The organism is Paenibacillus sp. FSL R7-0331, assembly GCF_000758645.1.
Taxonomy (GTDB): Bacteria; Bacillota; Bacilli; order Paenibacillales; family Paenibacillaceae; genus Paenibacillus_AQ; species Paenibacillus_AQ camerounensis.
Map to the genome: position 1 here is coordinate 5078714 of NZ_CP009284.1, position 19534 is coordinate 5098247.

The 19534-nt window shown below is 51.9% G+C and carries 12 protein-coding genes; 1 reads left to right on the plus strand and 11 read right to left on the minus strand.

Going from position 1 to position 19534, the window contains the following annotated elements:
* Nucleotides 1-27: 27 nt before the first annotated feature.
* The 10 genes from R70331_RS21915 to R70331_RS21960 form a co-directional block, all read right to left on the minus strand.
* On the minus strand, nucleotides 28-2127 hold the full coding sequence (locus tag R70331_RS21915) for a serine hydrolase domain-containing protein (protein WP_081947706.1): 2100 nt from the start codon (nucleotides 2125-2127) through the stop codon (nucleotides 28-30).
* A 26-nt stretch (nucleotides 2128-2153) separates the two neighbouring features.
* Nucleotides 2154-3230, minus strand: coding sequence for a DUF5808 domain-containing protein (locus R70331_RS21920; RefSeq protein WP_042179083.1), 1077 nt, complete (start codon nucleotides 3228-3230; stop codon nucleotides 2154-2156).
* Nucleotide 3231: 1 nt separating this feature from the next.
* Nucleotides 3232-3627 (minus strand): GntR family transcriptional regulator, encoded by a 396-nt coding sequence (locus R70331_RS21925; protein WP_042179085.1) that lies wholly within the window; start codon nucleotides 3625-3627, stop codon nucleotides 3232-3234.
* Between the two features lie 167 nt (nucleotides 3628-3794).
* Nucleotides 3795-4265 carry an NUDIX hydrolase gene (locus tag R70331_RS21930; RefSeq protein WP_042179087.1) on the minus strand — a complete coding sequence of 157 codons (471 nt, stop codon included), beginning with the start codon at nucleotides 4263-4265 and terminating at the stop codon, nucleotides 3795-3797.
* A 41-nt stretch (nucleotides 4266-4306) separates the two neighbouring features.
* Complete coding sequence (locus tag R70331_RS30650; protein WP_052419162.1) at nucleotides 4307-8812, minus strand: S-layer homology domain-containing protein; 4506 nt, start codon at nucleotides 8810-8812, stop codon at nucleotides 4307-4309.
* Nucleotides 8813-9030: 218 nt separating this feature from the next.
* Entirely contained in the window at nucleotides 9031-9750 is a 720-nt protein-coding gene (treR, locus tag R70331_RS21940) for a trehalose operon repressor (RefSeq protein WP_042179091.1), read from the minus strand.
* 129 nt (nucleotides 9751-9879) lie between these two features.
* Complete coding sequence (gene treP / locus R70331_RS21945; protein WP_042179093.1) at nucleotides 9880-11856, minus strand: PTS system trehalose-specific EIIBC component; 1977 nt, start codon at nucleotides 11854-11856, stop codon at nucleotides 9880-9882.
* A gap of 39 nt (nucleotides 11857-11895) precedes the next feature.
* Nucleotides 11896-13602, minus strand: coding sequence for an alpha,alpha-phosphotrehalase (gene treC / locus R70331_RS21950; protein WP_042179095.1), 1707 nt, complete (start codon nucleotides 13600-13602; stop codon nucleotides 11896-11898).
* A gap of 857 nt (nucleotides 13603-14459) precedes the next feature.
* On the minus strand, nucleotides 14460-15365 hold the full coding sequence (locus tag R70331_RS21955; protein ID WP_042179097.1) for a dihydrodipicolinate synthase family protein: 906 nt from the start codon (nucleotides 15363-15365) through the stop codon (nucleotides 14460-14462).
* A 233-nt stretch (nucleotides 15366-15598) separates the two neighbouring features.
* Complete coding sequence (locus R70331_RS21960) at nucleotides 15599-16546, minus strand: aldo/keto reductase (protein ID WP_042179099.1); 948 nt, start codon at nucleotides 16544-16546, stop codon at nucleotides 15599-15601.
* A gap of 157 nt (nucleotides 16547-16703) precedes the next feature.
* On the opposite strand from R70331_RS21960, the gene R70331_RS21965 reads away from it, so the two are divergent.
* Complete coding sequence (locus R70331_RS21965) at nucleotides 16704-17378, plus strand: TetR/AcrR family transcriptional regulator (RefSeq protein ID WP_042179102.1); 675 nt, start codon at nucleotides 16704-16706, stop codon at nucleotides 17376-17378.
* Between the two features lie 63 nt (nucleotides 17379-17441).
* Here R70331_RS21965 and R70331_RS21970 read toward each other — a convergent pair whose 3' ends face one another.
* Entirely contained in the window at nucleotides 17442-19493 is a 2052-nt protein-coding gene (locus R70331_RS21970) for an alpha-L-rhamnosidase-related protein (RefSeq protein ID WP_081947707.1), read from the minus strand.
* Nucleotides 19494-19534: the final 41 nt, after the last annotated feature.

Below are 19534 nucleotides of genomic sequence, written 5' to 3' on the forward strand. Positions count from 1 at the left end.
AAAAGGTACGAACTGCCTCTTGCGGGGTCAATGCGCAGAAATCCCGAACTCCGTGCCCGCATCTCCGGCGAAAACAATGGCTCCTCCCAAGGGCAGCACGACCTCCTCTTTGCCTCCGATTACGCTGAAATAGAGGCATTTTCCCTTCTCATCATAAACGGCGAAGGAAGCGTTCGCGGGCATGCTTACCTTAATGATCTTTCCCCCGTCTTTGTCGCTTATCGTATACCACCGGGCATATCCGCTGGACGGGATTGTCACGGTTGACTGTTTGGCAAAGTTAAACGGCTTCAAGACATCCTCGCTCACCAAAATGAATCCTCCCATCTTCAAGTACTCAACGCCGTCTTGTGTAAAGAACGTAAGATCATAGAGATCCCGCCCGTTCGCCCCCGGAATTTGCAATTCGGAAACGGCCGTATCCGGGCCGGTTATCCGCTTATCCAACATGTATCCCGGCAATCGCTCTGAAACATTCAATGGGATGGACGGTGACACCAGATACATCAGCGACGTATACTTCTGATTCAACAGATAATATGTTCCTTCACGTTTAATCCATGCTTCTTTGGTTTCTGCCGGAAGATTCTGAGGCTGGAGCTTCTCAGCATTGTATAAGGACAGTGCTGTCTGCCCAAGACCCGGCACTAATATGTATTGACGATTCCATAGGTAGGTACGGCCGTTATCCTCACTCACGAAGCTGATCATCGTATTCCCGTCTGTACTCCGGAATGTACCGTCTGCCGAATACTCGAAGATTTGAGCTGGGGTATCAGGCATTTGCTCCGTAGTAACAGACATAACACCGCCTTCGGATATATTGATGTCCATCGTTGCATTGCTTGCGCCATAGATTCCCGAATACTGCAGCACAGACTCCGGCATATCAGCCTTTACCGGTGCACCGTATGACTTCTCAGGCTTGAATTCAGCTATTGCCCCTTTCTCCTTCAGCGCCTGAAGCAGGATTTCGTTCGCCAGAAGCTGATCGTACGTGCTGCTCCCCCCGGAAGAGACTACAGCTGCCGCCATGTCCTGTTCTGGAAGCACAACAAGTGACGAGTGATAGAGAGTCGTATCCCCGCCTTTGGTTAACGCTTTCATCCCGTATTCGCTGAACGGATACAGGTTAACACTATCCCAGCCGAGACCGTAGTCTATTGAGTTGTCAGCATCGTCAGGCCACAAAGGAGTCTTGTACTCGTCTTGCGCAGTGGCTGCAGCCGATTTGCCAGCCAATACTTTTTCTTTTCCCCCCGTAAAGATAGTTGAGAACCGGACCAAATCCTCCGCTGTGGAATAAATACCTCCCGTTCCGATCACGTTAACCGTCTCATTTGGAAGCTGGCCTGTATATTCAGAATAATAGAGTCCGGCCATCTTCGCGGTGTCTGGATAATCGAGCGGAGTCTTGGTATTGCCCATATGCAGAGGTTCTGTAATATAGCGTTGGATATAGGAGGTGAAGCCTAAACCGCTGATCTGTTCGACCATAAGCTCAGCCAGCGTAAATCCGTCATTACAGTAAACCGAATAAGTGCCAGGGTCTGCTTTCAAAGTTTGACCGGACAGTTGTTTCAGCAATATGTCGTGGGCATAAGTATCGCTATCTTCAAATAAAAAGACGTCCGTAAATGAGGAGCCCATCAGCCCGGAAGAATGATTCAGCAGCATACGCGGCGTAATCTGCTTATAACGTTCATCCTTCATCTTAAAACCGGGGACATATTCGATGACCGGCGTATCGAGCTCGATTTTCCCCTGATCGGCCAGCTGCATAACGGCAACCGTGGTGAACATTTTACTCGTCGAACCGATTCCGTACAGGGTATCTTTGGTGAGCGGCCTCTGTCCCTGTTCATCATTCCTGCCGGATTGGCCGGATATGACGATGCGGCCATGATCGATAAGAGCGTATTGCACGCTGTTCGTGTTGTACGTATTCGTGAGGAGATCAGCTTTCTCCCCGGCAGCTTCCCGGGTAATTTCGTAAGAGATTACCTCTGATGAATGAAGTGCCCCGGCTATATTCTCCATTGCTTCCAGTGTGGTATTGTCATCACAGCCTGTTAGCAGCAGACACAAAATAAACAAAACTAACATTATCCGCCGGCCTTTTATCATTTGAAGCTTCCCTCCAGACTTTCGCCTTATTTATTAATAACGGGCACAATCAAAACAAATTCGATTAGCGGGATGGCTGCCGTAGCGGCTACTATAATCTTACCGCGGGGATTGGCCATATTGATCGTCCAGCCGAAGCCGTGAATGCTCGGGACGAGCAATGCCGGATCTTCAGGGTTCACATAGATGCTGCCGAGCCACTTCCAGTGTCTTTCCTCCATTGACGGAACATCCTTTAGCTGATCAATACCTTTGATGCGCAGATACAGCATGACGCCGGTCAGTGCCAGGAAGAGCGCTGCCAAGAGCGACATACCGGAGAGGAAGAGCAGATTTCCCTTCCAGCCGTACAATCCTATGGCCTGCACCACTCCTACAAATACAATCATCAGCAGCGAAGCGGCCCATGCCAAGATCGAATGAATTCTCTTGTGCGCCAGTTGCTTCTGCAGTGAGCCTTCCCGGTCCAAGGGATCGAGCGATGTCCTTGCACGGCTGATCAGTCGATTATAGCAGAGAAAAACAGTGATATTTAGCGCCTGCACCATGTTCAGCACGAACACGATCCACACGGATTTGTTAAAAATATAATTCCCGAGAATCAGCACTTGCGGTATCGTATCCCACTTCGCAGCCGCGATGAAGATGCACAGCGCCATCACTGCGGCATTCATCGAATACCACCATGAGCTTAGCACCGGTCTATGCCTCTGTCCGGGCGTAAGACTTGCAGCACGCTTGCTCTGCACAGCAATCTCCCAGCCTCTGGCTGCCTTCAAGCGCTCTGCAGACATCCGGCTGATCCAAACAGCGAAGCCTGACGCAATAATTATAAGCAGGATGGCTGTCATTAAAATCAGGAGACCCCGCGCCGGCTGATGACGCAACCACAAAAAGCAGATTCCCCCGATAACGGCCGCAAAACCGCCGGTAAGCAGAGCGTAATTCCGACGGACGGTACGGACAGCAGGGTCCTGCCGAGCCTCCGCAGGCAGCATAATGCCAAACAGCACGTTACGCAAGCCGATATAACCCTGCAAAACGAGCATTAGAACTATCATCACATAAAGGCTGGTTATCAAAATCACCGGTTCTAGCGCCACGTTATTCCCCTCCGCGATTCGTAATTATATCCTGGTACACCGATCTGCTTTCCTGTGCAAATACCTCTTCCGCCATACCTCTTACCGCAGCTGCTGCCGCTAGAGACCTCAGCTGCCGCCGGAGCTTCTCCTCAAAAGCCTCCGTCACGCCGGGCATCCCGCCCGGCTGAACGATAACGCCTGTCTTCCGGTGTACTTGAAGCAAGCCCTCCTGCTTTAGCAAATTGTAGGCTTTGTTAACGGTATGAAGATTGATCCCGAGGTCCTCCGCCAAGCTTCGGATCGACGGAAGCTGCTCCCCCGGCTGCAAGGCACCGCAAGCGATCCCTTCGACAATCTGGTCAACCAGTTGTGTGTAAATCGGGGTTTCCGATTGCAGATCAAGCTCGATGAACAAAAACAGCCCTCCTTTACTTATTTGTTATATTACATATATAACATTTACAATAACACTACTCAAGATCAAATTGCAAATAATTCCATAAAACCAAATAAAAAGGCAGCTTGTCTGGTCAGCTGCCGTGGTATTTAAGCTATCCTGTTCATAACTAATTCCCGGAGGACCTAACGACATACCCCGGACTTCCCTGATAGCCAATCCTTATACGCATCCTGATGTTGTTGTACAAATAACCGTGGTAACTCTTCTTTGGAAAAGAACTTTAGCTCTAACGTTTCATTACCATCAATGGTAAGTTCCCCTCTGACAGGTTTGCATTGAAAAAAGAAAGTAATAGTCTGAGCCTTATCTCCACCAGAATAATGGTGAGAATACTTTGTATAAACTCCAATTAGATGTTCTATTTTGACAACCAGCCCTGTTTCCTCGTAAATCTCACGAATGGCTGTTTCTTCGGCAGACTCCCCTAATTCCATCGCACCGCCAGGGAATCCCCAAGCATCGCTGTCACCTCTTCTTTGTAGTAAGACCTCATCATGTTCATTACATACAATACCTCCGGCGAAATTGAGGAAAATAAGCTCAGGCCCAACCCTCTGCCTAATCCAGGAAATATAATTCGGTTTATTTGTCATCTATCCATTCACCTCACCGGTTCTTATTCGACGTTGTGCGCTCATATTCCCTCCGCCCCCCACGCCCGGATCAGCAGGGCGAAGATCACGGCCGCTTCTGCCCGGTTCGCTTCTCCCTGCGGATCAGCGTAATCACCCGGCTTGCCGCTCAGAATACCCGCCGCCGCAAAAGCCTCTACCGCTTCCTTCGCCCACGCACTCACGCTGCCGGCATCGGTGAAGTCCGGCGCCATAACCGCACGCGGCTTATAGCCTTTCCATGCTGTATAGTTATACAGCATCACCGCCATCTGCTCACGTGTAATGACGGCATCCGGGCTGAACAGGCCCTGTCCCGTTCCGTTAACAATGCCGCTTTGGGCAGCCCAAGCTACAGCAGATGCATACCATTGCCCGGCAGGTGCATCAGTAAATTCCGTCCCTGTATAGCTGCCAAGGTCCACTCCCTCCAGATTGGCCAGCACCCGGGTGAACATCGCCCGGGTCATCGGCTTCTGCGGATCGAACAGCTCCTTGCCTGTACCTCCAAACAACCCGCGTGCCGCCACAAAAGCTATATCCTGCGCCGCCCAATGGGCCGAAGGCACGTCATGGAATACGTGTCTGTTATACGCAACATCGTAAGTACCCGTAGCCGCGGCGGCGAAGGTCACGCTGTTGCCGGCTGCTGCAGCCAGCGGCAGGATAACGTCTCTTCCGGTTTCTTTTGCAACTACGACATACTCGTTAATATTATGGCCTTCGGTTACCTCAACAGCCAGCGTAATGATCAGCGGATAACCGGGCTCCGCATACACTGCCGGCTTGCCGTCCTTCAGCAGCTCCACGGTATAGCTGCCTTTGCGAATGCGGAGCAGCAGCGTGTCGCCGTGCTTCATTTTCATCATCTGCAAGGTAGCGTTTGGAAGGGTTACGCTGCCGTATCCGCTTTTAATAGTAAGTTTTGCTGTCCCCATCGCCGCTGCGGAGAACTGAACAGTCAGGTTATCAATGCCGTCTCCATTAATAACCAGCTCGCTGCTGCCGCCCAGAGCCGTTCCGATTTGTCCGTCGCTTAGAAGCAGGCTGTAGCCGCCATGTTCATTTTTGCTCAGCGTACCGCTGATCCCGTTCAGGGAAATCTGCGGGTTATTAGCAGCTTCTTCTGCCTGCACTCCACCAGGGGTTGCCGGGTTCTCAGGCTGGCTAGGGACGGGCTTGCCGTCCGGCAGCGCTATGTCCTCTGTATTAAACATGAAGAGTAGCCGCTCGCTGGTGGTGATGTCCGGAATATCTGTGATCTGTGAGAGTGTTTTATTTCCCAGGCGAAGCGTTAGAACGGCATTGCTGCCTGCTCCAGCTGCCTCCTGATAGACAATCCGGTTATCGTATTTGGGAGAAGCCAGGAAGAACGGGCCAACCCCGCTGGAGGGCAGGATGAACCTTTCATTGTCACCAATCTCTGCGGCATCCGCCTTGATGAGGTTGTAATCCCCTGACTTCTCTTCTTTTACCGATAGATACTTATTGGTCTCAGGCAGCAGGATCGAATAGGTACCGTCATCGCCTGCTACCAGTTGGAAGAACGGTGCATCCTTTTTCATCAAGCTTGTAGTAAGCTCACCGTCGGCGTTGACCGCATAATACGAGTTCAGAGTCTCGGCGGTTTTTTGACCGTTAACGGTACTCCAGTTCCGCTGATACAAAGGCTCCCAGCGCGTCCGCATCTGAAAATACGGCCCAGCCACCGCAGTCTGCGGTTCCCCGTTGTAATAGGTCAGCGTGCCAAAGTTCAGGTTGTCAAAATGCACCATGCCCTGGGGACGCATCGCCGCCGCCGCCCGGGCCGTCCAGGTCATATCCACACCTTCTGTCTTGCTGTAAAGCGCCAGTCCCTGCTCAAAAACAGGTCTAAGCTCTCCCCGGTTCAGCCCGTTATTCTCCATGTCAAACCCTGTCCCGTAATACCCTCTCCCCGTATCCCCGAACACATTCGGCATTGCTGTAAAAGGAACCTCTACCCCGGACAATTCCTGCGAATACAGATTGTATTTGGCCGAATACTCAAAAGCCTTCGCCAGCCTGTTATCATACAGGGAAGCCAAATCCTCATTCTGGTTACCGGCAATCAGGCAGATTTCCGCCATATAACCAAGCGCCAGCAGGGCATGGGCCTGATCACGGCCGGTCTCCATCGTCTGCCCCGAATCGTTCACGTAAGCGAAGATAGAGCCGTTCGTATGAATATCCTGATAAAAGCCCATCGCGCGCTCAAAAATCCCCGGATTGTCACACAGCACACCGATCGCCATCATACTGACAATAGCAGCCGCGTCCCAGTTGCCGTTAGCCAGCATCGGAACCGCCGCATCCTGGAGGACAGGATAGACCACATTCAGCATCATAGCCTGCAGCGCTGCAAAGTCCTCATCACTATACCCGCTGTAACCGCCGCCGTAATACCGGATAATCTCCGCAGCACTCGCATACTTGTAGGCATTGATGCCCGCTCCCAGAATTCTGTCCCTGCCGTCAATCACCTTAAGCGTTTTTGCCCACTCATTCAGCAGGCCTGCGGCCATTTCCGCATATTGGTCGTCTCCCGTAATGACCCACTGCAGGGCGTTGAAGTAGGCGGCATTGCCTCCCTTTTCAAAATAGCCGATGTTGCCGGAATCCGAAGGAGCCCCTCCGCGCCCGACCTTTGAGAATACTTTAGTTTGGTAACCGGAGCTGGCTACTCCATAAGGAACACTGTCCATCATTCTGCGGTAATCGGAGTACCAGGGTTCCTGTTTGGCCTGCACATGCGCCTTCATATCCTCCAGGTCCTGCATGCTTAGCAGAATCCCCGGATGGCTGAAGATACGGACATTTATATCCGCCTTCTCGCTATACCCGCCTCCGTTATATTCAACTGTATACGCATGAGTGCCGGCGCTCAAACCCTGCAGCTTCACCTGCATGAGGCCATCCGAATAAACAGCGTCTGTTACCGTACCGTTAATTTTGTATCCGGCAGGGTCCGTATCCCCGTTCACGGGCTTCCACAATAAATTTGCAGTATCTCCGGATACCTTCCGGCGGATTTCCAGCGGGTCTTTTCCCGTAACCTGTTCAAAATAAAACCGGTATTCCCTGTTCTCAGCGGCTCTTCCGCTGCTCTGCATGGCATTGGCGGTCATTGTCACATTAAAGCGGCTGAAGTTGCTGTCATCCCTCATGGTGGACAGATGAGAGAAGATCCTGTAGAAGCCCGACTCTGTGTATTGATCCACATAAAAACGCTCATTCCACCCCGCTACTGCTGCCGATGCTGTAATCTCAAACGTCCTGTCCGTACTGACGCCGCTCGTGGCTCCGCTGATAATATTGAAATAACGGTGGGTATTATCCAGGAACTCTTTTTCCGTAAAATAGTTCTGGATGGTCAGATATTTCCCGGTATCCAGCGACTTGATGGAATAAGCCGTTCTGGTCGCCCCGGCCTCTGGTTCCTCGTGATCTACCGTCGCAAAATAATCAAGCACATACAGGGCAAACGCAGAGGACTCGGCGGGATCGGCGGTGAGCGACAGCTTTTCCGTAACCGGGTCTGCTTTTACATACTGCCCATCTCCGTTCCTCAGCTTAAGGATCATCGCCGCAGTCCGGCTGTTACTGTAGTAATCCCCCAGGTCAGGACCGGTAATTTGGGACGGCAGCTCCATAACCGCCAGATTATCTGTCGCTGTCTGCAGCGTTAACAAGGCTTCGTCAACCTCTGCCTGCATTGCAGTGTTTATACTTAATGCTCTGGCCTGATGAAGCGCTGCCATAAATATCGCCCAGCTTTCCCGTGTGTATACGGTTTCAATTAATTGTTCAGCTTGTGTAATCAGCGTATTCAGTGCGGTTCTGTCGCTTCCATCGTTCACAACCGGGTCACCCAGCGTTACGTTCAACGAAGGTCCAGGGAAACCCGAGGTGTTTCTGGAGGAGAACAGCTCACTGGCGCTAACGGTATTATCATCCGCTTTTGCCGTCGTAAGATGAATGCTCACCACTTTTCTTCCGTTGTTTAGCGCATTTTGGAAGATGGGAGACAGATCAACGGTAAGGTTCTCTTCACTCGCCGATGTGACTGCTCTGGTGACCGCCGGAGAGCCGGCGATATCATACGGACGGGTGTTATACGTAACATTGGTGACGGTCCATTCATGATCCGTCTCACGCAGGACTGATTCACTTTCCGTAAAGACCAGCTCGTTCGGCGCATGTGATTTTCTGAAGCTAAGCTCCATCGTCATCTCGTTCGGATTATACCGGCCCGTATCAATGGAGGACAAATCAAACTTCAGATAAGCATGACGCGACTTTCCATAGATTAACTTGGCTGCACTCAGGCTGGTTCCCAGGGCATTGCCCTGACCGTTAAAATTGGACACAAAAGCATCCTGTGCCGCCGGAAAAGATAACGCTGTCCCCGCCGCAGACGCAGCATTAACTCCCGGGCCCGTAAACAAGGAAGTCACCGGCAGACAGATACACAGCAGCATGGATAAGAACGGCTTCAAGTAATGTTTCATGATCGCTCTCCTTTTATATTAAAATGCAAGGCTGTTATTTATGAATACGCTTGCAATAGTAACACAGATAGCAGACGCTCCATATGCGGCTTTTTTAAGCAAGATGCGGGGTTTTTTAAGAAGCTTTGCGGAATGCAGCCTTGTTGCCCGGTTGTGAAAATAAAACAAAAAAAGCATCCCGGCCTGTCGGCTCTAAGGATACTTTTTAAATTGCACCTTTACCGCCGCACACGTCTCGCAAAATCCACGAACTGGAACTTGTCCAGCCGGTGCCTGGATTCGGTGTACTGGAACAGCACGGTGTTCTCCAGATAGACGTAGTTCCGCACAACAACGATATGCGTATATTTCTTGAGATCAAGCAGCCGGTGGTCCTCCCCGGTCGAGGGCTCCACGGAAATCAGCTTTTTGGCGTAGCTGATCTTCAGCCCAAGCTCCCCTTCCAGATATTCATAGATGGAGCCTGCGGCAATGTCCATGCTAAGAAAAGGCACAATATCCGCACGGAAATAGTCCTTGTCCAGAATGATCCGTTCCCCTTCAATCTCCCTGGCCCGGGTGACTTTCCAGATCAGGGCATCCTCCGGAATCTGCAGCTGTCTGGCCAGCATAAAGCCGGCAGGCTCCTGCACGGTCTCTTCCACCAGAGTCCGTGACGGGCCGCCCAGCGTGTCAGACATCTCTTTAAAGGAAATGAGGCCGGTCACGGGAAAATCCATCCGGGTCATATCCAGCACAAACGAGCCGCGGCCCTTGATTTTGTGAATGTAGCCTTCCCGGAACAGCAGATTAAGCGCTTTGCGCACCGTCTCCCGTGAGGTGCCGTAGCTCTCGGCAAGCTCACTCTCGGACGGCAGCTTGGCTCCGGGCAGAAGCTGGCCGGAATGAATCCGGCTGCTATAGTCATTATAAATTTGCAGAAAAATATTTTCTCTCATGTTGATCACCGTCCTATATTGTATCATGCAATGCCCCGGGAAGCACCGATTCAATTGTGGATACGGCGTAACAGAAAAACAGCCCCGGAGGGCTGTCCAGCTGTAATCTTTTTACCGGTGCGGGCTGGTTCAGCCCTTAAGATGAATAGTCAGGATGCCAGTCTGCTTGGCCGTAGCCGCTCCTGTCTTCTCCTCAATCCGTTCTACCATCTCCTGTCCGGCAGGAATAATGATCGGCGTAATGACCGGTAGACCGGCAGCGCGGATTGCATCCATATCGAACTCCAGCAGCAGCTCTCCGGCCTGTACCTTGTCCCCGATATTCCGGTGCTGGGTAAACCCGTTGCCTTTTAGAGATACCGTATTGATTCCCACATGAATGAGCACCTGGACGCCGCTCGCATGTTCCAGAATCAGCGCATGCTTGCTCTTGATAACATGGGCGACGGTCGCATCAAACGGTGCATAGACCTTACCGTCAGACGGCTCGATGGCAATCCCTTCACCCATCTGCTTCTCGGCAAAAGCGGGATCAGGAACCTGCTCCAGCGGCACTGCCTTTCCGCTTATCGGTGCAGCCAGCTCGAGAATATTCACCGGCTCCTGCGATGCCTGAACGGAGCTGCGGCTGCTGAGCTCACTTGCTCCGCTCACTGCGCCCGTTGGTGCAGCTTCAGCCTGCTCATTCTTTTTAGCGCGCTGAACGGCTATACGGCCATACAGCATAGTAGCAGCAAACGGCACTATGAGTACAATCGCCATCCCGATGAAGAACACGCCCCACTGGTTCGGAAAAATCGACAGGAAGCCGGGAATCCCGCCTACCCCGATGGATGAGGCACGCACGTCGTTCAGTGTCAGCAGCATACCGGCCAGACCGGAGCCGATCAGACCGAAGAAAAACGGATAACGGTAGCGGATATTAACCCCGAAGATTGCAGGCTCCGTAACGCCGAGGAAGGCGGATACAGAGGAGGTTGCGGCAAGCCCCTTGGCCTTTTGCTCCCGGACGATGAAGAACATCGCGAGTGCCGCAGCACCCTGGGCAATGTTGGACAGCGCCAGCATCGGCCAGAGGAAGGTGCCGCCCTCACTGCCGATCAGCTGAACATCGACGGCAAGGAACGTATGATGCATCCCGGTGATGACGAGCGCGGAATACAAGCCGCCATAGATCAGGCCTCCGAGCAGTGCAAAGTGATCAAAGATATAGACCAGACCGTCCGTAATCGCGTTACCGATGGCAAACGTAAGCGGCCCGATGAGAGTAAACGCCAGAAACCCTGTAATTAGCAGCGCTACCGGTGCAACAACCAGCAGTTTAATCGAATCATGAACCCGCTTATTCAGGAACTTCTCAATGACGGCCAGAATATAAGCCGAGACCAGTACCGGCAGCACCTGCCCCTGATAACCGATCTTCTCAATATGCCAGCCGAACAAATTCCAGGTAGGCACCGTTCCTTCCAGCGAAGCATCAGCATAGCCGTAGGCACTCAGCAGATCCGGATGTACCAGGATCAGACCCAGTACAATCCCGAGCAGCGGACTGCCCCCGAAGCGTTTGACTGCGGACCAGCCGATCAGCGCCGGCAGGAAGGTGAAGGCTGTGCTGGCAATGGTATTGATGATAGAAGCAATATCACTCCATTGCGGATAGGCCTCAACCAGTGACTTCTCATACAGGAAAATCCCCGATCCGGTCAGGATATTATTAATCCCGAGCAGCAGACCTGCGGTAACGATGGCCGGAAGAATCGGAATAAAAATATCAGCCAGCGTCTTGATTGCCCGCTGCAGCGGATTCTGCTTGCGGGCAGCTGCGGATTTCACCTCATCCTTGGAAGAGCGGGAACCGCCGGTAATCTTGATCATTTCTTCGTAGACGGTATCGACTGTTCCCGGTCCGATTACAATCTGGAACTGCCCTTGGGTCGAGAATTGCCCTTTCACGAGATCATTGCGGTCCAGCGCTTCCTTGTCTACCTTGCTCTCGTCATAGAGCGAGAATCTCAGCCGGGTTACACAATGCGTCGCAACCTCGATATTCTCCTTGCCCCCGACAGCCCGGACGATATCCTCGACATTTTTGCGGTCTATAGCCATGTGATCACTCCTTACCTGATTTATTTATAATAATGCCTTTCATTTACGGATCAGCCACATGTAGGAGGCGTACGGACTAAGCGGAAGCTCCTGTGCTAAGGCCGGAGCTTCTGCCGTATTGCCAATCAGCAGCTCTTGTTCACTGCTGTCACCCAGCTCTGCCCATTGCCTGACGCCGAAGCAGAAGGTGATTTCTTTTCTGCTGAAATTCGAGACAACCACCAGTGTTGCGCCTTCTGCCTGTCTGGCATAAGCGAATACTTCAGGATGGGCTTCATCCAGTCTGCTGAAGCTTCCTTCCACAAATACATCATGCTCCTTGCGCAGTGCGATCAGCCTGCGGTAGTGATGGAGGATGGACCCGGGATCGGCGAGCTCTTTGCGCACATTGATATCAGGATACCGCTCGTCGACCTTGATCCACGGCGTTCCGCTAGTAAAACCCGCATTCGGGCTGTCATCCCACTGCATCGGCGTGCGGGAATTATCACGTGAACGCTCCTGTAGGATGCTGAGCGCTGTGCCCGGCTTTTTACCCTGCTCCTGTAGAATCCGGTACATATTCAGCGACTCGATATCGCGGAATTCCTCAATGCCCTTCCAGATCGGGTTCGGCATGCCGATTTCTTCCCCCTGGTAGACATAAGGCGTGCCCTGCATGCCATGCAGCGTTGTCGCCAGCAGCTTCGCGCTTTCCACGCGGTAGGCTTTATCGTCGGCAAATCTGGAAATGGCCCGCGGCTGATCATGGTTGTTGAAGAACAAGGCATTCCAGCCCCCGCCCTGCTGCATTCCGGTCTGCCACTGCGTGAACAGCCGCTTCATCGCCTCAAAATCATACGGCATCAGCTCCCACTTCTGCCCGTTCGGATAATCCACCTTCAGATGATGGAAGTTGAACGTCATGGAGAACTCCCGCTCCCCGGGACTCGAATAACGGATACAATGCTCCAGCGTCGTCGAGGACATTTCCCCCACCGTGATCATCTCATAAGGCCCGAACACCTCATCGTACATCGCCTTAATGAATTCATGAACACGCGGACCGTCAGTGTAGAACTTGCGCCCGTCCCCCGGCGGTACACTGCCGTCATCATCAGGGAAGCGCTGATCCTTGGAGATCACGTTAATGACATCCATCCGGAAGCCATCGACACCCTTTTTGGCCCAGAACAGCATCATATCGTTTACCGCCCGGCGTACCTTCTCATTCTCCCAGTTGAGGTCTGCTTGCGTTTTGTCATACAAGGTAAGAAAATATTGCCCCGACGCTTCGTCAAACTGCCAGGCCGGACCGCCGAACTTCGACTGCCAGTTGTTCGGCAGCCCGCCATCCGGGCCCGGGTCCTTCCAGATATAATAATCACGGTACGGGTTGTCCTTGCCGGAAGACGCCTGCTTGAACCACTCGTGTTCAACCGAGGTATGATTGACCACAATATCGGTCATCAGCTTCATACCGCGCCGGTGCAGCTCCTGCACAAGCTCGTCGAAGTCCTCCATCGTGCCGAAGTCCGGATTAATCGCCTCATAATCGGCCACGTCGTAACCGTTATCATACTGCGGCGAGACATAGACCGGCTGCAGCCAGACAATATCAATGCCAAGCTCCTGCAGGTAATCCAGCTTCTCTGTAAGCCCTCTTATATCTCCTGTTCCGTTGCCTGTCGTATCCTTAAAGCTCTTAGGGTATACCTGATACACCGTGGACCGGCGCCACCATTCCGAATACCGGGTCTGTGTCAAATGAAGCACCTCCAGAATTTGGTTCTCTCCCAATCATTAAACTTGTATATACAAGGTCAAACACATCACAAAGTTTAAACCTGTATATACAGGTTGTCAATATGTTTGGGGGTGGAGGGCCAAAATGGGCTCTTTAGATAAGGTAGTTGGGGCGGTTCAAGGGGAGTTTTCCTCTTAATGGGGCTCGTTTGCGGGTGGAGGAGGCGATTTAATGGGATTTTTCCCCTTAGTGAGGCTCGTTTGCGGGTGGATTGGCCCGATTAAGGGGATTTTTCCCCTTAATCGGGCTCTTTTGCAGGTGGGTGGAGCGATTTAGTGGGATTTTTCCCTCTAATGGGGCTCGTCCGCTGGCGGTTGAGGCGATTTAACGGGATTTTTCCCCTTAATGAGGCTCGTTTGCGGATGGATGAGCTGATTTAGTGGGATTTTTCCCCTTAGTGAGGCTCGTTTGCGGGTGGATTGGCCCGATTAACGGGATTTTTCCCCTTAATGAGGCTCGTTTGCGGATGGATGAGCTGATTTAGTGGGATTTTTCCCCTTAATGGGGCTCGTTTGCAGGTGGGTGGAGCGGTTTAGTGGGATTTTTCCCTCTAATGGAGTTCGCATGCCGGTGATTGGGCCCGTTTAGTGGGATTTATCCCTCTAATGGGGCTCGTTGGCGGGTGGTTGAGGCGATTCTATGGGATTTTTCCCCTTGGTGGGGCTCGTTGGCGGGTAGTTGGGACGGATTAGTGGGATCTCCCCCCTTTAGCCCGGAGTATAGTTTATACATACGTCCACATAAAACAAAAGCCGCCTCCTCATGGAAGCGACTGTTTGTGTGCGAACTGCGAACAGTGACCAACTATTTTTTCCTTCTAACACTGTAAACCTTCTAATACTGTAATCTCCCGTAATGCTGCCGCCAGCTGATCATTCACAGCTGAGCTCAAGGGTAACAGCGGCAGCAGAAGGGCCGGACTGGAAATAAAGCCTAATTGCTGTGCAATAGCCGAGGCAACACGGAGACTGCCGTATTGGCGGAATACGCTCCATAGAGGTTCGAGCAATAATGAGATTTGCTCCGCTTCCTCCTCCCGTCCGGCCTGTGCCAAACGGGTCAGCTGCAGGCAAGTTTTGGGAAGCAGGCCACCCAGCACGGAAAACCATACCTCACAGCCTGCCTTAAAGCCAGCTGCAGCAGTCGGATCTCCGCTAATTCCAAGCGCCACGCGGGATGGAACGAGTTCACGCAGATTCCCTATACGCAGACCGGCTGCTTCAGCCCCGGCAGGAACTCCGGGAATCTTGATGGCCCCGACATTGGGAAGCTGCGCAATCCTGCCGTGCAGCTCATCGCTGAAACGAAAATGTGTGGTATTGGGATTATCATACACGCAGAGCGGCACAGACAGGTTGCTGCTTACCTGTTCATACAGATGAAATACCTCTTCATCGGTTAAGGGCTGATATGATACCGGAGCCAACAGGACAGCACCTGCTCCTGCCCGCTGTGCATCCTCTGCCAAGTGCAGCACATCAAGTGTCCGCAGCGCACTTATGCTTGTCATTACAGGCGTATCTCCAGCCGCCTGGACAGCAAGCTGTAACACCCGTTCACGCTGTGCCCGGGTAAGATACGCATAATTCCCGGTTGAACCTAACACACCGATTGAGTCAACACCTGCTGAAACCAGGCGTTCTATCAAAGGGATGAACTCTTGTTCGTTAACACCCGTTTCATCTAACGGGGTAAGCGGAAACGCAGATAAGCCTTGAAACATCAGTCTGCACTCCTTCAGTAATAGACTAGTAATATTGAGCCATTATATGAATGGACTGGCTCTATTATAAGAGCCAATAACTAAATAAATAACTGGTCCACTCCTGCCATCATACAAATTACGCAGACTACACTTCAGGCAGCTTGTAGAATCCCCCTTACAACATAAAAACAGCCGCTAACCCGAACGGGAAGCAGCTGTTTATCGTTGCTGTATATCGTTACTCTATATTGTTACTCCGCACCCGGGTAACGTCCCCCGAATGCACTAGGGCTGACTGCATCAATCCGCGCAAGGTCGTCAGCAGTAAGCTGAATTTCGATAGCTCCGGCATTTTCCTCCAGATATTTCCGGCGTTTGGTGCCGGGAATCGGTACCGTACCTTTGGCGATCGTCCAGGCAATGGCGAGCTGGGCGACCGAGCAGTTCTTTTCTCCGGCAAGTTCTCTAAGCTTGTCTACAATGTCCACATTCTTCTGGAAGTTGTCGCCCTGGAAACGCGGCATGATTCTGCGCAAATCATCGGCTTTGAAATCCTCATATTTTCGCAGCTCTCCGGTGATGAATCCTCTGCTTAACGGACTGTAGGCAACAAAAGTAATTCCCAGTTCATTGACTACAGGTATAATTTCGTCCTCAACATCACGGCTCCATAAGGAGTATTCTGTTTGCAGCGCTGAGATCGGATGCACGGCATGTGCACGGCGGATGTTAGCTGCATCTGCTTCAGAAAGACCCAGATAACGGACCTTTCCTGCTTTTACCAGATCAGCCATAGCCCCTACAGTCTCCTCAATCGGCACATTAGGATCTACCCTGTGCTGATAATACAGGTCAATATAATCGAGGCCGAGACGGCGCAGACTCTCATCGATGGCTTTCTTCACGTAATCAGGATGTCCTCCGATAAACTCCCAGTTCGGCCCGAACGTAAACTTGGTAGCCACTACAGCCTGCTCTCTCCGGCCCTTCAAGGCTTTGCCCAGCAGCTCCTCATTATGTCCATTCCCGTAGGTATCGGCGGTATCCAGCAGCGTAACTCCCAGCTCCAGAGCACGGTGTACGGTTTTTACGGATTCTTCATCATCTACAGAGCCGTATATGCCCGGGGACATTCCCATCATGCCCAATCCCATAGAAGAAATGACTAGCTCACTATTTCCGAGTCTCTGTGTTTTCATATCCGATTTCCCTCTCTTTTATGGATTAGCTTCGACAGTTAGCTTAGCACACGAACAATACAAAGTAAACACTTTTTATGTTTTTTGTCTATTTTGTATGTGACCGATCTATTTGATGAAATTTCAGGTTATAATACAGCATGAGGGGGTTTTGATTTTGAACAATGTTATAAGCAACTCGGATAAAATAAAAGAAACACGCTCCAGGCTGATTACCAAGCTGCTGCCCTATTTGCGGAAAAACGGGCTGCAAGCCGTACGGATGGATGAAATCGCCAGAGTCACGGAGGTCAGCAGGGCTACTTTATATAAATATTTTTCAACGAAAGAGGAGATTATCGGCTACATTGTCGATGGCTTTGTTGTGTACATGAATGAACAGCTGGCTTCATCCCCTCTGGAATCTGAGGAGAGCTTCGGCATCCGGTTTCAGCAAATGTTCGAGCAGTCCGTCTCGCTGATTATCTATTTTACAGATATCTTCCTGAAGGACCTCGAAACCAGCTATCCCGACTGGTACAGCCGGTTCACTGAAGGCATGCAGCAGCGGGAGGAGCAGATCCTGGCCTACTATAAAGAAGGCATCCGCAGAGGCCTTTTTCATGATCTGAACGGAAAAATTCTCATTATGCAGGATGAACTTCTGCGGGGAATGTTGAATGTTAAATATCTGATGACCAATCAGTTAACGGTCGAGCAGGTACTGGCGGACTATTATCAGCTCAAAAAAATCCAGCTGTTTAAGCCGGACAAGCTGTCCGCCATTGACGATGCCCTGATGAGGCCGAGAATTGAGCATTTGACGCATAAGGTTACGGGCAGTCTATTTTAAAATAAGCTGCTCCCGATTCTTGGCGGGAAGCAGCTTTTTGTTTTTTTCGGCTTTCGATTTACCCTAAATCAAACCAACCTCAACCCACGAGCCGTCACCCGGGATCGCAGCTTCCAGAGTCTGCCCCCCGCGGGTATACTTCAGCACACCCTGCCCGTGCGTGCCCCGCACTCTGATCTTTTCCTGATCCATGTAGACTTCAATGTCTCCCGGGCCGGCCGGCACAGTACCTTCCATCCACGTAAGGCCGCCAAGCTGCGGCTCTACTGTGTAAGTGGCATAACCCGGCGTCAGCGGCTGGACGCCCAGAAAATATTTTCCAAGCAAATAGACAGGGCCTGCACCCCAGGCATGGCAGAGGCTTTTGCCGAACGGCATTCCGTACATTCCGTAGTGATCATCCGTAGCAAGCGAAGGATCATATTCCTCCCAGAAGGAGGTTGCTCCGAGATCCATCATCCCGCCCCAGTAAGACTGCAGCTCCTTGTAGACAACCTCATGCCCCCCGCTCTCGCAGAGCACCGCCAGCTCATGGAACCGCATATACGGCGTTCTAATACTTGGAACCTCCGGGTTCAGCATCACATTTTGGACAACTCTCGCCTTCTGCTCAGGTGACAGATAACCGTAGGTCATCGCGAACATGTTGGCATGCTTGGTCAACACCGGCTGTGTCTCCCCGTCTACCCGGTGGTGCAGAAGCCCACCCCTCGAATCATCCCAAAAGACCGACAGTGTCTTGACCTTAACCTCTTCAGCCACTGTCCCATATCGTGCGGAAGCCTCCTCATCCTCCATAAGCAACGCGAAAATACTCATTGCCTCCAGGGCCCTCACGAATAGAATCTGCTCCGTACTGACCGCACCCGTATTGCTGAAATCTGCCCAATCCACGAAAACCCAGTCCTGCTCTCTCCCCTGCACAAAACCCTCCGGATTCCGCTGCTGCAGACAAAAGTCCATCAGCGATACTGCCCGGTCATAATACTGGCGGATGAATCCGAAATCCCCGGTGTAGAGATAGTAATCATACAGGGAGATAAACCAGTAGAAGGAGTAATCCTGGATCGTGTTGATGTGCATCGTCACGGGATCTTTTCCCCTCAGGGCAATCAGGGTCCGGCGGGTCACATCCAGATCAAAAAAGCTGTAATAGTTCATCAGGAACGCCTGATAAGCATCCCCCGACCACACCCAGCGGTCCCGCTTGATGCCGTCCAGGAAAAATTCGCGGGTGTTCAGGTGCAGCGTATACAGCGACATATTATAAATCTCATCCAGCCGGGAGTCCGAGCTCCGGAAAGAGCTGCGGTACGTTACCGGTACATACTCATACAACAGAGAGACACGCTCCCACTGTACATCCCCGTCCACATGAATCCATACGTACCGCAAGGCTCTGGCTTCTTCTACAGTATATGTCCCGTCCTCACTCTGACCGGCAGCAGTCCCGCCACCGACATTGAATGCATCCAGGTTAACGCATTCCTCCGGCGACAGCGCCTCCGCTTCTGACTCCCCATAATACAGCCGGACGGTCCCGTTCCCGGTCAGATTATGAAACCGCAGATAGCCGAACGTTTCCCGCCCGAAATCAGCCAGCGGATAGCCATTTTTTAGCTCCATAGAGACTGCATCCAGCGGTGACACATCAAGCTTATACTCCGATGGAGGACTGTCCGGCTGATCAAAAATCCACGAGCCTGCACTTAGCCAATCATTCTGGTAAGAGGTCACTTCCCAAGACGGTCCGGTCCGGAGGTTGTTCCCGTTAATATATAGGGCCGGCGTCTCCTGATCATTGTACACACTGACCTCAAGCTGATGCCGTCCTGCCGGAAGCGTGATAGAGGACTTGTTCGAGCGGTAATTGTCCTTGCCGTCCAGATAGAGCGAGAGCTTTCCTTCTGCCAAAACAGTAATGTGCTCCTCCTCCGGCAGGTCATACGTATAGCGGAATTTGATGTTGCTGTAATGACGGTCAAGCCGCCAAAAGGCGGGATAAGTGACGCCCCGTGCTCTGCGCGCTACAGACATTTTTTCGTGCAGCCGGATTTCAAAATCTCCCGGATACCAGATCCAGGCGGCAGCCTGCTCTATTGGATGTGTCTCCATATTTGTTACCCCTTTCATTTCTGATAGGCCTAAGTGTATAC

Bases quoted from the DNA above. Each gene is read 5' to 3' on its own strand.
- R70331_RS21915 (WP_081947706.1), bottom strand. From the start codon at position 2,127: ATGATAAAAGGCCGGCGGATAATGTTAGTTTTGTTTATTTTGTGTCTG.
- R70331_RS21930 (WP_042179087.1), bottom strand. From the start codon at position 4,265: ATGACAAATAAACCGAATTATATTTCCTGGATTAGGCAGAGGGTTGGG.
- R70331_RS30650 (WP_052419162.1), bottom strand. From the start codon at position 8,812: ATGAAACATTACTTGAAGCCGTTCTTATCCATGCTGCTGTGTATCTGT.
- treR (WP_042179091.1), bottom strand. From the start codon at position 9,750: ATGAGAGAAAATATTTTTCTGCAAATTTATAATGACTATAGCAGCCGG.
- treP (WP_042179093.1), bottom strand. From the start codon at position 11,856: ATGGCTATAGACCGCAAAAATGTCGAGGATATCGTCCGGGCTGTCGGG.
- R70331_RS21955 (WP_042179097.1), bottom strand. From the start codon at position 15,365: ATGTTTCAAGGCTTATCTGCGTTTCCGCTTACCCCGTTAGATGAAACG.
- R70331_RS21960 (WP_042179099.1), bottom strand. From the start codon at position 16,546: ATGAAAACACAGAGACTCGGAAATAGTGAGCTAGTCATTTCTTCTATG.
- R70331_RS21970 (WP_081947707.1), bottom strand. From the start codon at position 19,493: ATGGAGACACATCCAATAGAGCAGGCTGCCGCCTGGATCTGGTATCCG.